Source organism: Caulobacter sp. DWR3-1-2 (assembly GCF_049896225.1).
Taxonomy (GTDB): domain Bacteria; phylum Pseudomonadota; class Alphaproteobacteria; order Caulobacterales; family Caulobacteraceae; genus Caulobacter.
Genome location: NZ_JAFCTW010000001.1, coordinates 427,758 through 440,030 on the forward strand (window position 1 = coordinate 427,758; position 12,273 = coordinate 440,030).

At 65.1% G+C, this 12,273-nt stretch carries 14 protein-coding genes and 1 pseudogene; 11 read left to right on the forward strand and 4 right to left on the reverse strand.

From position 1 onward, the window contains the following. The first annotated feature begins 13 nt into the window (after positions 1-13). From ACP696_RS01985 to ACP696_RS02030, 10 genes and pseudogenes are all read left to right on the forward strand, one after another. Positions 14-1,246: a hypothetical protein gene (locus tag ACP696_RS01985; protein WP_426011473.1), complete on the forward strand. Its 1,233-nt coding sequence runs from the start codon at positions 14-16 to the stop codon at positions 1,244-1,246. Then, entirely contained in the window at positions 1,246-2,367 is a 1,122-nt protein-coding gene (locus ACP696_RS01990) for a glycosyltransferase family 4 protein (protein ID WP_426011472.1), read from the forward strand. Before ACP696_RS01985 ends, ACP696_RS01990 begins: the two co-directional genes overlap by 1 nt. After that, positions 2,364-3,632: a class I SAM-dependent methyltransferase gene (locus ACP696_RS01995; protein ID WP_426011471.1), complete on the forward strand. Its 1,269-nt coding sequence runs from the start codon at positions 2,364-2,366 to the stop codon at positions 3,630-3,632. The genes ACP696_RS01990 and ACP696_RS01995 overlap by 4 nt, the downstream gene beginning before the upstream one ends. 106 nt (positions 3,633-3,738) lie before the next feature. Continuing rightward, a pseudogene (locus ACP696_RS02000) lies at positions 3,739-3,828 on the forward strand (winged helix-turn-helix domain-containing protein); the annotation flags it as partial. Positions 3,829-4,164: 336 nt separating this feature from the next. Beyond that, the gene (locus ACP696_RS02005) at positions 4,165-4,416 is read left to right on the forward strand and encodes a hypothetical protein (protein WP_426011470.1); all 252 of its coding nucleotides are present in this window, start codon (positions 4,165-4,167) and stop codon (positions 4,414-4,416) included. Between the two features lie 308 nt (positions 4,417-4,724). Further along, positions 4,725-5,342, forward strand: a complete 618-nt coding sequence (locus ACP696_RS02010; protein ID WP_426011469.1) for a hypothetical protein — start codon at positions 4,725-4,727, stop codon at positions 5,340-5,342. A 510-nt stretch (positions 5,343-5,852) separates the two neighbouring features. Next, entirely contained in the window at positions 5,853-5,975 is a 123-nt protein-coding gene (locus ACP696_RS02015; RefSeq protein WP_426011828.1) for a D-arabinono-1,4-lactone oxidase, read from the forward strand. 13 nt (positions 5,976-5,988) lie between these two features. Continuing rightward, positions 5,989-7,140 carry a DSD1 family PLP-dependent enzyme gene (locus ACP696_RS02020; protein ID WP_426011466.1) on the forward strand — a complete coding sequence of 384 codons (1,152 nt, stop codon included), beginning with the start codon at positions 5,989-5,991 and terminating at the stop codon, positions 7,138-7,140. A gap of 329 nt (positions 7,141-7,469) precedes the next feature. Further along, positions 7,470-8,138 carry a response regulator gene (locus tag ACP696_RS02025; protein ID WP_426011465.1) on the forward strand — a complete coding sequence of 223 codons (669 nt, stop codon included), beginning with the start codon at positions 7,470-7,472 and terminating at the stop codon, positions 8,136-8,138. Between the two features lie 568 nt (positions 8,139-8,706). Beyond that, positions 8,707-8,955: a hypothetical protein gene (locus ACP696_RS02030; RefSeq protein WP_426011464.1), complete on the forward strand. Its 249-nt coding sequence runs from the start codon at positions 8,707-8,709 to the stop codon at positions 8,953-8,955. 55 nt (positions 8,956-9,010) lie between these two features. Here the strand turns inward: ACP696_RS02030 and ACP696_RS02035 are convergent, their stop codons facing one another. Then, positions 9,011-9,439: a hypothetical protein gene (locus tag ACP696_RS02035; RefSeq protein ID WP_426011463.1), complete on the reverse strand. Its 429-nt coding sequence runs from the start codon at positions 9,437-9,439 to the stop codon at positions 9,011-9,013. 25 nt (positions 9,440-9,464) lie between these two features. Between ACP696_RS02035 and ACP696_RS02040 the strand changes: the two genes are divergently transcribed. Beyond that, entirely contained in the window at positions 9,465-9,662 is a 198-nt protein-coding gene (locus tag ACP696_RS02040) for a hypothetical protein (RefSeq protein WP_426011462.1), read from the forward strand. Between the two features lie 18 nt (positions 9,663-9,680). On the opposite strand, the gene ACP696_RS02045 is transcribed toward ACP696_RS02040, so the two are convergent. The 3 genes from ACP696_RS02045 to ACP696_RS02055 are packed head-to-tail and all read right to left on the reverse strand — an operon-like array spanning position 9,681 to position 12,272. Further along, positions 9,681-10,487: an MBL fold metallo-hydrolase gene (locus ACP696_RS02045; protein ID WP_426011461.1), complete on the reverse strand. Its 807-nt coding sequence runs from the start codon at positions 10,485-10,487 to the stop codon at positions 9,681-9,683. Then, a complete protein-coding gene (locus ACP696_RS02050) occupies positions 10,484-11,263 on the reverse strand; it encodes a TatD family hydrolase (RefSeq protein ID WP_426011460.1) in 780 nt (259 codons plus the stop codon). The genes ACP696_RS02045 and ACP696_RS02050 overlap by 4 nt, the downstream gene beginning before the upstream one ends. A 4-nt stretch (positions 11,264-11,267) precedes the next feature. Then, positions 11,268-12,272, reverse strand: a complete 1,005-nt coding sequence (locus ACP696_RS02055) for a DNA polymerase III subunit delta' (protein ID WP_426011459.1) — start codon at positions 12,270-12,272, stop codon at positions 11,268-11,270. Between the last annotated feature and the right edge of the window lies 1 nt (position 12,273).

A 12,273-nucleotide genomic window follows, 5' to 3' on the forward strand; every position in this document is an offset into this window, starting at 1 on the left:
GCGTCGTTGGATTATGCGCATTGGATTCCTCTTCAACCACGATCAGGTCCATCAGGTCGCCCACAGCCTGCCGATCGCCTTGGCCTTGGCGCGCGGCGGCACTGACCTGGACATCGTGGTGGCCACCACCAATCGCCGCCTAACCGCCGAAGTGATCCGGTTGGGCGGGGGCCTGATCGGCCACGGCGTGGACCTGGTCGAGCTGGGCCTGACCCGGCGTACGTCCAGGCTGCTGGCCGCCACGACCGAGGCGGTGCTGCCAGCGACCAAACTGCTGGTCTACAGCGACAACCTCGACTTTTTTCGGTCGCTCGACGTGCTGGTGGTCGCCGAGAAGACCTCGCTGATCCTCAAGACCCGCTATGGCCTTCGCGACCTGAAGATCGTTCACACCCGCCATGGGGCCGGCGATCGCGCCATCGGTTTCGACAAGGCCAGCGCCGGGTTCGACCATGTGCTGGTCTCCGGCCGCAAGATCCGCGACCGGTTGGTCCATGAGACCGGCGTCGATCCGACCAGGATCTCGATCGTCGGCTACCCCAAGTTCGACCTGCTGCCCGCGAAGGCGTCGACCCATCCGCTGCTCGACGACGGCCGGCCCGTTGCGCTGTACAACCCTCACGTCTCACCACACCTGTCGTCCTGGTACGAGGCCGGTCGCCAGGTGCTGGACTGGTTCGTCGAGCACGATGACCACAACCTGGTCTTCGCGCCCCACGTCATGCTGTTCGAGCGACCGTTCGTGGCGACGATCGACAAGCTGCGGCTCGACCGCGCCGGCCGGATCGAGGAGCGCTACCTGCGCGCACCCAACATCCATATCGACCTGGGCAGCCGGGCCTCGACGACCATGGCCTACACACAGCGCGCCGATCTCTATCTCGGCGACGCCAGCAGCCAGGTCTACGAGTTCCTGCTCAAGCCCCGGCCGTGCGTCTTCCTCAACAGCCACCGTTTCGCCTGGACCGGCGACCCCAACTTCGGTCATTGGCGCGCGGGTCCGGTGATCGAGGATGTCGCCGATCTGGGCGCAGCCATAACCCAGTCCCGTCAGGAGCATGAGACCGTCTGGCGGCCGGTCCAGGAGGCCCTGTTCGACGAGAGTTTCGACCTGACCGACGAACCCTCGTCCGAGCGCGCGGCGCGCGCCGTTGCGCGGTTCGCGGGGCAGGCCTGGCTCGATCTGCCGATCGGATCGGCGGTTGTTGAACACGAGCCGGCGCGCATCGGAACAGGGGCGTTCTGATGCGCATCTTCTACGTGATCAACTCCCTTGAGGGCGGCGGAGCGGCCCTCCCGGTTCCGGCCGTGGCCAAGGTTTTGGCCGACCAGGGCGCGGACGTTGAGATTCTCGCCCTGACGCAACGTGACGGCCGGGCTCTGCCGCCGATGACCCGCCAGGGGCTCAAGGTCCATGTCAGGCAGGGCGGCGAGCGCGATCAGGTCGACGCCCTGGCTTGGCTCGACCGCATCGTCGCCGAGGAACAGCCAGACCTGATCTGGACCTCGCTGACCCGCGCCACCTTGCTGGGTCAGATCGTCGGGCTGCGCCGCCGCGTGCCCGTCGTCAGCTGGCAGCATAACGCCTTCCTGAAGCCCGCTAATCGGCTGCTGCTGCGCGCGACCCAGGGACTTTCGGGATTGTGGATCGGAGACTCTCAGAGCGTCACGACCCTGACCGCCTCGCGATTGAATGTGAAGGCCGATCGCCTCGCGACCTGGCCGCTGTTCGCCGCCGATGCGAGCGCGCCACAGGCGACGCCCTGGCGGCCAGGCGAGACGCTCCAGTTGGGCGCGCTCGGCCGTTTGCACCCCGCCAAGGGCTACGACGTGCTGATCAAGGCCCTGGCGCACCTGCGCGCGACCGGCTTTCGCTCGCCGACACCGTTCGAGGTTCGCATCGCCGGGGAGGGCGCGCAGCGAGAACGGCTGCAGGCCATGATTGACCAGGCGGGCCTGGACAATGTGTTCCTAACCGGCTTTTGCGACACGCCGCGCGAGTTCCTGAGCGGACTGCATCTTTATCTGCAACCCTCGCGGCGCGAGGGCCTGTGCATCGCGGTGCACGAGGCGATGCAAGCCGGCCTGCCGGCCTTGGTCACCGCCGTGGGCGAGATGCCCTACAGCGTCGTGGACGGGCTGACGGGACGGGTCGTCGCGCCCTGCGATAGCGAGGACTTGGCCAAGGGTTTGAAGCGGTTGCTGCTTGCGCCGGACAAGCTGGCGACGATGGGCGAGGTCGCGCGCTCACGAGTGCTGGACCGGTTTGGCCAGGCGCGCTTTGCGGCAACGGGCGCTGAGATCTTCGCCCGCCTTCCGGTCAGGCGGGATCGGGCTGTCACGGCGCTCACGAGCCTGGCCTCGTGAGCCTGGCGGCCTGGGCGCTGGGCAAGGCGCTGACGCCGCTGGTCCCGCGCGGCGCCCTGACGCTGATCGCACCTTCCGGCGAGCGCCTGGTGTTCGGCGATGGCGCAGGCGAGCCGATCATCGCCCGCCTGATCGACAACCCCGCTGTCTGGACCCTGCTGCTAGACCCCGACATGCGGACCGGCGAGCTGTTCACCGATGGTCGGCTGGTGATGGAGCGCGGCTCGATCTACGACTTCCTCAGCCTGATCCTCGACAATGACGGCCCGCCAAACCCATCGCCGATCGTCCGGGCGTTAGACCGCCTTCGCATCGCGACCCAGCTCTGGCGCCAGCGCAATGATCCGCGTCGATCGCGCCGCAATGTCGCTCATCACTACGACCTGGGCGACGCGTTCTACGCCCTGTTCCTGGATCCGGACTGGCAATATTCCTGCGCCTATTTCGAGCATCCGGGCCAGAGCCTGGCCGACGCCCAGCGAGCCAAGAAGCGCCATATCGCCGCCAAGCTGCTGCTGAAACCGGACCATCGGGTGCTGGACATCGGGTGCGGCTGGGGCGGCCTGGCGCTCTATCTGTCCGGCGTCGCGCGTGTGGCGGAGGTGTTGGGCGTCACCCTGTCCGAGGAACAGATCGCGCGTGCCGAAGCTCGGGCCCGGGCGTCAGGGCTGGCGGACCGGGCCCGCTTCGCCCTGACCGACTACCGCGCGGTCGAGGGCCGGTTCGACCGCATCGTCTCGGTCGGGATGTTCGAGCATGTCGGCCTGGGAAACTACGAGACCTTCTTCCGAACCTGCCGCGAGCGCCTGACCGATGACGGCGTGATGCTGCTGCACACCATCGGTTGCTCGGACGAGCCCAGCGTCACCAATCCATGGATCACCCGCTACATCTTCCCGGGCGGCCATCTGCCGTCGCTGTCGGATATCCTCAAGGCGGTCGAGCGGTCGGGCCTGGTGGTTACCGACATCGAGGTGCTGCGGCTGCACTACGCCGAGACTTTGCGGGCTTGGCGGCAGGCCTTCATGGCCCGCCGCGACGAGGCGGTGGCGATGTTCGACGAGCGCTTCTGTCGGATGTGGGAGTACTATCTGGCGATGTCGGAGACAGCCTTTCGCTACGAACAGGTCGTGGTGTTCCAGGTGCAGCTCGCCCGCCGGCAAGACGCCGTTCCGATGACTCGTGACTATTTGAACGACGCGGAGGCCACGCTGCGAGCGCGCGAAGCCGCGGTCTTCTGGGGCGAGCGGCTAGGCGATTGGTGACGCCTCCTGGGCGATTTGCCCTTCCTCTCCGCACGAATAGAGGCAGGTTGATCGCATGAAGCTGTTGCTGGTCGAGGACGACAAGGAAGCCGCCGCCTATCTGAAGCGGGAATTTCAGCTGCTGGAATATCTGATGCGCCACGCCAGCCGGCTGGTGACCCGCACCATGCTGCTGGAGAGCGTCTGGGATTTTCATTCCGTTAGTGAGAGCGTGTCAAAAGACTCCAAACCCTGAGAATGCGAAAGCCTTTGGGGGCGCGGGGGTGGCTGACTCCAAACTCCGCAACTGACTCCAATTGGTCCGGGTTCTGACTCCAAAATCTGAGACTGAGATTCTCATGGATTATGGAGTCACGTCAGTGCGTTGGGACATTCGCAAGCGGGAACGTCGTGAAAGCCGGCGGTTTGCAAGGATCTTGGAAACCTCAAATTCGGTGGCTAGGAGTCATAACATTATTGCTGATAATATTACTTAGGCGCGTAGACAAACAATGATTCTCACGCTTTCGCCACCTTCGACGGCGCCCCGCCTTTGCGCGACGCCGAGACCCCCGCCGCCCAAGTCGCGGGCCCGGTCGAGGTCGCCGTCGCGGGGCATCACGGCATGTACGACGCCTCGGGGGCGGATGTCGTGCGAGCGCTGCGGCCCCGAGCCTGGATCGTCCAGGGCTGGCACGCGGCTCATCCCAGCACCGACGCCCTGAAGCGGATGCTCAGCCAGCGTCGAGCCAAGGTCTTTCACGTCGCGGTCGCGTGTATCAGCGCTGCTCTGAGAAGCACCTGAACCTTTACGTCACTGAGTTTGGGTTCCGCCACAACACCGGCGCCCTGCTGGGCTTCAACGATGGGGAACGGACGGACGCTGCGACCAAAGGTACGATCGGCAAGCGCCTGACGTACCGACAAGCTGACGAAGCCTACGTTTAGGTTTCAGGCTTTGCGGCAGGCGCGGAAGCGTCGGCGGAAGGCTTCCGCTTCTTGGGACTCACCTTAGGCTGTGGCGGGGTGTCGAGCATACGCTTGACCACCTGTCACGGCGGCGCGCGGTTTCGTCTTCTAGGTGCTGATCGTCTTTCATGTCAGGAGGCTAGCATGAGTGCGGACGCGGGCGAAAAGATGAGCGCCCAGGAGGCCATAGAGCGCGCCTTCGCTAGGCACACTAGCGTCGTAGGCGAGGTCGCTTACTACTGGAATCTGCTGCATGAGCGCTTGGGCGTCCTGTTCAGCATAGCCGCCGCCATCAACAATCAAGTGGGAATGGCCGTCTGGTACTCCGTGCAAAGCGACCGAGGGCAGCGCGGAATGCTGCTAGCTGCACTGCGCGCCAACAAAGAGGACGTTTGGGAGATACGACCTAAGGCCAAGGCCGAAATCAAATGGCTGACCGACTATGTATCGGGAACGCTTGCGGAACGGCGCAACGACGCCCTGCATGCCCCATGCGAATTGGGGATGGGTATTTTTGAGGATAGGGACGGCAATCTTTCGCAGGCGATTGAGGTAGGTCCGGCCTATTTCTTAGGAAACCCACGCGCCTCAAAGCTAAGCCAAAAGAACCTGCACAAGGAGTTCACTTGGTATGCAGAGACCGCGCAAGCGCTGGCGCGCTACGCTGACGCCATGGTCACCGCTCTAACGGTGATAGAGGCAACATGGCCAGAAAGACCACGACTGCCGTCGCTCCGCCAGTCTCATTCCCGAAAGACATGATGTCGCCGAAAGCCCGCCATACGACGTCAGCCCCCGCCTCGATCATCTCGGGAGTAATTTTAATCTCTTCTAGCGCCAGACTGTCGGTGCCGACCATAAGACTATATTCTAGGTGTGCAAAGTGGATCGTTAGGAATATTGTCCTATCTTCACTGGTCGGCAAGGCGGACAATCCCGGGCGCGCTAGGGTGTTAGGAATATATTCCTGACTATGCCCACGGGGCATGCCGACCCTCCCCTTACGCCCTCGAGCGCCCTTGGGTTTCTTCGCAGGTCGTGGTGGATGCCGTCCATCGATCACATCCGCAAGCGCAGATTGCCGATCAGCTTTCCGTTCGAGTTTCGCCTCGCGGCTGGTGACGACATCTGGATAAGCCCGTTCAACGCTGGACCTGCGCCTCGATCTCGTTCCATCAATACGCCAAGCTGCCCTGGCGGCCAGCCTTCGCCGAGATGGAGTCGGGTCTGCGCGACGGCGCGGGCTGACCACACTGGGCCAAGCGACACACGCTGACCGCCGCCGACGTCCACAGGCTTTATCCGCGCGCCGCCGATTTCCTGGCCGCGCGCAAGACCTGGGACCCGACCGGCAAGTTCGCCAATACACACCTGACCGAACTTTTCGGCCTCTGATCGGAACCGCGCCATGACCGACCACGACCTGCACGCCCACCTGATCGGCGCCCAAGGCTCGCGTCGTGATCTCAACACGCCGGTGCTGGTGATCGACAAGCCTGCCTTGGAACGCAATATCGCCCGCATGGCCGAGTTTGCCGCTGGCAAGGGTCTGAAGCTGCGTCCCCACGCCAAGACCCACAAGAGCGTCGACATCGCCAAGCTGCAACTTGCGGCCGGCGCCGTGGGCCTGTGCTGCGCCAAGATCGGCGAGGCCGAGGCCCTTGCCGAAGGCGGGGTGACGAACGGCCTGCTGATCACCTCGCCCGTGGTTTCAACCCCGGCCATCGCGCGCCTGATCGCCCTCAACGCCGTGACGACCGACCTGATGGTCGTTACCGATCACCCTGCCAATATCGCGGCGCTCGGCCTGGCCGCCGCCGCGGCCGGGAAGCCGCTGAAGGTCATGATCGATCTGGATCCGGGCATCCACCGCACCGGCGTCGCCTCGCCCGAGGCCGCGGTCGCGCTGTTGGAGGCCATCGGCGGCCAGCCCGGACTGATCTATGCTGGGCTGCAATGCTATTGCGGCATGCAGCAGCACATCGAGAGTTTCGCCGACCGCAAGGCCAACCTGGAGGGCCGCGGCGACTATATCCGCTCGGTGATCGAAGCCTTGACCGCAGCTGGAGGCCCGCCGCCCATCGTATCCGGCTCGGGTACGGGTTCACACCGCATCGACGCCGAGCTTGGAATCTTCACCGAGTTCCAGGTCGGCTCCTACGTGTTCATGGACGGCCAGTACCTGATCTGCGACATCGCCGGCGACGGCGCGGACGCCAGTCCCTACGAGGCGTCGCTGCTGATCGACGCCCGAGTGGTCAGCGCCAACAACCCCGGCATGGCCACTGTCGATGCGGGCTTCAAGGCCATGTCGACCGACGCCGAACCGCCAAAAGTGCTGGGCGGCGCGCCGGAAGGCTCGCGCTATTTTTTCATGGGCGACGAGCACGGGGCCATCCTGCCACCCTCAGGCCAAGCGGCGCCCGCCTTGGGCGACCGGGTGATCCTGGGCGCGCCGCACTGCGATCCCACCGTAAACCTCTACGACACCTATCATGTGGTGGATGGCGACACCCTTGTGGCCTTGTGGCCCGTCTCGGCCCGGGGGCGCTCGCGATAGGCGGTCGCCGCTGCAAGGGGGAAATCACGATGCCGACCGGTCGTTCGGCCAGCGGCGCGGGCGGTGGCGCGAGTGCTGCGTTCGGCGCCAGGACACTCGACAAGATCTTGAAACGAGCCGATCAGCAGCAGCAAGCCGCCGGTGAACAGAAGGGTCTCCCGCGAGACCCGCCAGATCGAACGCCTTTTGCACCTACCAATATGTGCCCCCAAGCGATTCCTAATCTCAATGCTGCAGCTTGTTGCAACCTTGCGCGGCGAATTCACCATCTATTTCAAACGGAAGTAGAGAATTAACGCGCGTCTTCACTATTCCACCGAGAGTTTTCGATGCTATCGACAAGTTCGCCCACAATCTTGCTGGCCGACGATCATTCCATCGTCAGGGCGGGTTTGCGCGAGGCGCTCGAGTCCCAGCCAGGGTGGACGATCTGCGGTGAGGCCTCAAATGGCCGAGACGCGGTGCGGATGGCCAAGGAACTAACGCCCGACGTCATGATCCTGGACATCAGCATGCCGGATCTGAGCGGCGTCATCGTTGCGCGAGACGTTCGGAAGCTGAAGACCCACACCGAATTGCTCATCTTCACGATGCATGACAGCGAGCAACTGGTTCGCGAAGTGCTGAGCGCCGGCGCGCGAGGGTTCGTACTGAAGTCGGCGTCGACGGAAAACATCATCGCCGCCGTGGCGTCCCTGTTGAACCACAAGCCCTACTTCTGTCCCGGCATAACCGCCGCTGTTCTGCGCAGCTATCCGTCCCCTAGAGGACACGGCCTTGGCGGGGTCATTGAGGGCTCGGAGGCGCTGACGACGCGCGAGCTGCTGATCGTTCAGCTGCTCGCGGAATCCCGCAGCAACAAGGTTATCGCCTCGATGCTGGACATCAGCGTCAAGACGGTCGAGAGCCACCGCGGAAACATCATGCGCAAATTGGGCGCGCATTCGCTCGCCGACATCGTGCGCTACGCCATTCGCAACAGGCTGATCGAGGCCTAGCGACTGGCTGCGCCGCGGCCCCCCCCCCCCCCCCCCCGATGCATCGAAGGCCAACCTCGCTTCATCGAGATGCCTGGATGCAACGGCGCACAGCGAGCCGGGCCCGGCCATGGGGTCCGAGCACCTTATCTTCAGCGTGACCGATGATTAGCGGTAGAGAGAGCCGACCGGGCATGCGTCGGGACACGCCGATCGGCTCTCGACCCGCCACCGTGGCTCGGCTCTTGGGGGATGAGCAAACCACGGCCGTCAAGGGCTATCGGGGGTGACGCCTCGACCGCGAGCCATTCCAGATTGCCGTTGACCAAGACTGGCCGCCATGGGGTTAAACCCTAGGTCCGGCGCGATAAAATCCCTGCGATCGTCGACCGGGCTCAGGCCAGAGGAATGGCCTGCGTTTTCACGGCCGCAACCTGCTTATGGCGCGCCGTTGGCCGGCTTCGCTTCGCGCTGGAGGCGCTGGTTGGCACGGCGCAGTTCGGCCGCTGCGTGGACCTTGATCTGTGGCGCTATCAAACCGAGGACGGCTGTGGCCCGCGCGCGGCGTTCAGTTTCCTGGGCGCCCCAAGTGGGCCGCGAGGCCAGCTTTCCCTATCCCGAGTTGAAACCTGAAGAGGCCGCGCCCGAAGCCCTGCCGCTGTTCACGGCCGTTGCTGCGGCCTATGGCGACCGGACGTTGGACGACACGGTCAAGGCGCTGGCGGTGCGCTACCTGGCGAGCCCGACGAATTTCCTGGCCGGCTGCGGGCGGCTTCAGGAGGCGCGGCGCCTACCCGGTGAAACCGTCGGAAGCTATTGGGGTAGGATCGCGTTATAGAAGGTGACGTCAGTGTTCGCCCCGCGTTTCGCGGGATCGCTGGCCTGAAAGGACGTCATGTCCGACCTTCCACGGCCGCGAGCGACAGAGCATGTGGTCTGCGGATGACGCCCTGGAGCGCGTTGCTGGAGTCCATCGGAAGGCAGAAGGTGTCCGCGCGGGAAATCCGGGCGGAGGCGTTCTTCCTGGGCAATCGCCACAAGGGCCAGATCGTCGAGGGCGCTCGGCTGGAGCTGAAAGCTGCGGACCTGACACCGCGGCGGGCGATGCTGCTTCGCGCGGTGATTCGACACACCCCCATGATCGACACAAGCGGCGCTGACCTATGACCGACGATGACGCGCAGATCGTCCGCCGAGAAAACGACGACCTCAAACGCCGCAACGCCCAACTCCAAGATGACGTCACCAGCCTTGGCGGCCAGATCCTGCGAATGCATCAGGCGCTTGAACGCGTCAGCGGCCGCCGCGTCGTCGCCGCTCATGGTCAACTGTCAGGCGGGGAGTAGAATGACGCTGTCTTCAGGCCAATTCACCGCCTTGGCGAACCTTTCTCGCAAAAAGGCGGGGGAGCATGTCGACTGGATCAATATCGCCGACGCGCGCGCCTTGACCGAGTTGGGCCTGGCCGAGCGGACCGGGGCCGGATGGGTGATCACGCCGGCCGGTATTCAAGCGCTCGCGGCGGGTGACAAGAGCTCGGACTGATCCAGGACCCGACGGCTCTCAGACCTCGAACCGCAACCCGTCATAGGCCGGCTCAACGCCAGGCGGAAGTTTCGCCGCCAGGGCGTTGAAATCCAGATCGATGTGAAGATTGGTCAGGATGGCGCGACGCGGCTTGGCGCGTGCGATCCAGTCCAGCGCCTTGGCCACGTGGGCGTGAGTAGGATGCGGAGTCCAGCGTAGGGCGTCGACGATCCAGACGTCCAGATCCGCCAGCGCCCACCAGCTTTCGTCGGGGATGTCGAGCACGTCGGGCGTATAGGCCACGCCGCCAAACCGGTAGCCAACGGCCCGTATCTCGCCATGATCGACATCGAAGGTCGTCACCGGGATCGCCCCGCTCGGACCTTCAATGGACCAGGCCTCACCGAAAGACGGCACGGGTCTCGCCTCGCAGATGGCGGGATAACCTCCGCGACTTTCGAAGATGTAGTCGAAGCGTTTGTGCAGGCTGATCGAGGTGGCCTCGTCCATATGCGTCGGCACTCGCCGTCGCTGGTTGAGGAAGAAGGGCCGCAGGTCGTCAATGCCATGGGCCTGGTCGGCGTGGTCATGGGTGAACAGGCAAGCGTCCACCCGCTTGACCCCCGCCCTCACCGCCTGCAACCGGAAATCCGGCGCGGTATCGACCACCACGGTGGTGTCCTCGGTCGCGCCCTGCCCGCCTGGCCGGCGGACCAGCATCGAACAACGCGTCCGCAGGTTCTTAGGCTCGGCCGGATCGCAATCACCCCAGTTGCCGTCCGCGCGCGGCACGCCGCCGGACGAGCCGGAGCCCAGGATCGTGAACTCCAGCCTTGCGGTCACGGGCGAGGAATCCGGTCAAACAATGCGAAGAAGGCGTCCTCGGTGCGTTGCTCGGCTTCCGCCCGGCTCCAGCCACGGATTTCGGCCAGCTTGTCGAGGACATGAGGCAGGTAAGCGGGCTCATTGCGCCGACCACGCATCGGCACGGGCGCCAGGTAGGGACAGTCGGTCTCAAGAATGATCTTGCCTTCCGGCATGTCGGCGACGATGTCCCGCACGTCTTGGGCCTGCTTGAAGGTGGCGATACCCGAAACCGAGAACCACGCTCCCAAGGCCGCCATCCGTTTCGCGAGGTCCGCCCCGCTGGTATAGCAATGCATCAGGATCTTGAACGGTCCGCGAGCGTGTTCCTCCTCAAGGATGTCGCCCATGAGTTCGTCGGCTTCGCGGGTGTGAACCACCAGCGGCAGGCCGGTCTGGCGCGCCGCCGCCACATGGGCGCGAAACACCAGGGCCTGCACGTCGCGCGGGCTGAAATCATAGTGGAAGTCGAGGCCGGTCTCGCCGATGCCGATCACCTTGGGCCGCCCCGCCAGTTCGACCAGGCGCTCGGTCGTCAGGTCGATATGATCCTTGGCCTCGTGCGGATGAGCCCCGACCGTGCACCAGATGTCGTCCTGGGCCATGGCGATGGCGTGAACGGCTTCGAAGGACGGGATCTTGTCGCAGATCGTCACCATCAGTTGGATGCCGGCGAGGCGAGCGCGATCGATCACCGCGTCGCGGTCTTCGTCGTATTGTTTGGCGTGCAGGTTTACATGACTGTCGATCAGCATGGCGCTAGTTCGCCGCTCGGGCGGCGGCGCGCAAGTCCATGATCGCGGTCCAAAAGACGTCGGCGCGGTCGAGGTTGATGGCCTCGGCCTCCCCCGGAGCGCGCATGATCTTCTCCCAAGCGGCCACCCAGCGGTCCAGGCCCGCAGGCACGCCCTCGCCGGCCATGCCGGTGGCCATGGCGTGGATCTGGTCGCCCAGCCGATCGAACAGCAACTCGAAGCGGCCCGCGCCCTCGGCTCCCTTGAAAGTGTCGGCCAGGGCCAGCAACGCGCCCTCGTCCAGGTCCGGCAGCTTGCGCAGGATCTCACCGGCCGCGTCGTCGGCGGCCAGGGCTCCCGCAGCGGCCAGCTGCAGGGCTCGTCCCGGCGCGCCCTTGGCCATGCGGGCCAGGCGATCGGCGTCATGTGACGAGACCCCCGCCCGTTCCTCGACCATGGCGGCCGCTTTTGCCATGTCGGGGGCGGGCACCACCAGGCGGCGGCAACGCGAGCGGATGGTGGGCAGCAGCCGACCCGGCGAATGACTGACCAGCAGGATCACGGCCTTGGCCGGCGGTTCCTCGAGCGTTTTCAGAACAGCGTTAGCGGCGTTGACGTTCAGGTCGTCGGCCGCGTCGATGATCGCCACCCGGTAGGGCGAAACAGCCGGCGAATTAGCGAAGAAGGCCGGCAATTGGCGCGCCTCGTCCACGGGGATCGACTTGCGGGCCTTGCCGTCGTCGGTCTCGCGCTCCAGCACCATCAGGTCGGGGTGAGAGCGGGCGGCGACCTGGCGGCTGACCACGTCGGTGGGCGAGGCGCCCAGCGGCCCGAAGGCGGGATCGGGCCTGGCGCCCAACAGACGGCGGGCCATGCGATAGGCCAGGGTCGCCTTGCCGACGCCCTCCGGCCCCGTCAGCAGCCAGGCATGGTGGAGCCTGCCGCGATCCAGGGCGTCGAGGAAGGCCAGTTCGGCGCTCTCCACGCCGTCGATGCGAAAGACGTCGCGAGGATGCGGCGGCGCGTCCACG

Bases quoted from the DNA above. Each gene is read 5' to 3' on its own strand.
- ACP696_RS01985 (WP_426011473.1), top strand. From the start codon at position 14: ATGCGCATTGGATTCCTCTTCAACCACGATCAGGTCCATCAGGTCGCC.
- ACP696_RS01990 (WP_426011472.1), top strand. From the start codon at position 1,246: ATGCGCATCTTCTACGTGATCAACTCCCTTGAGGGCGGCGGAGCGGCC.
- ACP696_RS02010 (WP_426011469.1), top strand. From the start codon at position 4,725: ATGAGTGCGGACGCGGGCGAAAAGATGAGCGCCCAGGAGGCCATAGAG.
- ACP696_RS02020 (WP_426011466.1), top strand. From the start codon at position 5,989: ATGACCGACCACGACCTGCACGCCCACCTGATCGGCGCCCAAGGCTCG.
- ACP696_RS02025 (WP_426011465.1), top strand. From the start codon at position 7,470: ATGCTATCGACAAGTTCGCCCACAATCTTGCTGGCCGACGATCATTCC.
- ACP696_RS02035 (WP_426011463.1), bottom strand. From the start codon at position 9,439: ATGAGCGGCGACGACGCGGCGGCCGCTGACGCGTTCAAGCGCCTGATG.
- ACP696_RS02040 (WP_426011462.1), top strand. From the start codon at position 9,465: ATGACGCTGTCTTCAGGCCAATTCACCGCCTTGGCGAACCTTTCTCGC.
- ACP696_RS02050 (WP_426011460.1), bottom strand. From the start codon at position 11,263: ATGCTGATCGACAGTCATGTAAACCTGCACGCCAAACAATACGACGAA.